The sequence below is a fragment of the Thermus sp. NMX2.A1 genome (assembly GCF_000511705.1).
In the GTDB taxonomy this organism is placed as follows: Bacteria; Deinococcota; Deinococci; order Deinococcales; family Thermaceae; genus Thermus; species Thermus scotoductus.
The window spans coordinates 1-929 of record NZ_ATNI01000120.1 but is presented as its reverse complement, the minus strand read 5'-3'; the positions used below and the strand labels follow the sequence as shown (position 1 = coordinate 929).

The window sequence follows — 929 nt, the reverse complement described above, 5'->3', positions numbered from 1 at the left end:
GGCCCTATAGGCCGCCTGACGGCATGCGTTGGAGCAGTAGCGCTTGTCCCCCCGGCCCAAAATGCCCCCACCACACCAGACGCATAGACGCTCTTTCTTTCGCGCCTGAGCCAGTTGGAGGAGGGCGAGGTGGTAAACCCCGCCCGTAGCAACCCACTTAGGGGCCGCAAGAGGTAGCTCCGGCTCCTCGGGACGGTTAGAGAAGAAGGGCCAGAACTCACCCCGGCTGTCAAGAACCAGCCCGCTAAGGGCGGCCTCTCTAAGCCAAGCCCGGACTACTTGAGTCTTGGGCTTCTTGCGCCAGAGGGCTTCCAGGACATTCAGGGCCCATAGGGGAATATCAGGTGAGTTACCGGACTGGCTTCTCACTAGGTCATTGGACCCGGAAGCAAACTCTAGCCCGAACCTGGAGAAGACTTCCCGGCGGATTTCCTTGTACGAGTGCCCATCGCTGAGAAGGCGAAGGACGATGCGCCAAGCCCCTACGGCGTAGGCCGCGGCCAACCACGAAACCAAATCCTCCCCCGAAACCAGAGGAGGCCATGCGGCCCTTTCCACCTTGAAGGGGACGAGAAGGCCCGCGTTCTCTGCGGCCCAGAGAACGGCTTCCCGCGTAGGGCTTCCTTTGGCGTAGGGGTTTGAGTCTTTCAACGCCGTCCTGAATACCCGGGACAGGGCCTCAAGAGGCGAAACGGGTTTTCCTTGAGGCAAGTCCTGAGCCAGGAGGGACCTGCGCACGAGCCTGGGGAAGACGCTTCGGGCTGGCCGTTGAAGCACATGTTTCCTCCATGTGCCCCTCTCGGTTGAGAGAAAAGCGACCAAGGGGGAAACCCCCTCCCATTCGGGAAGCTCCTCGGGCCCATCGGCCCAGGCTACGGGCACCCTAACCGGGTGGGCGGTTAGCGTTACGGCTACCGTTACGGATACAG

Annotated in this window: 1 protein-coding gene; it reads right to left on the bottom strand. The window is 61.8% G+C overall.

The genetic code is table 11. The features are described 5' to 3' along the window. On the bottom strand, positions 1-822 hold an 822-nt coding region (locus TNMX_RS13120), incomplete at its 3' end, for a hypothetical protein (protein ID WP_216593118.1). Positions 823-929: the final 107 nt, after the last annotated feature.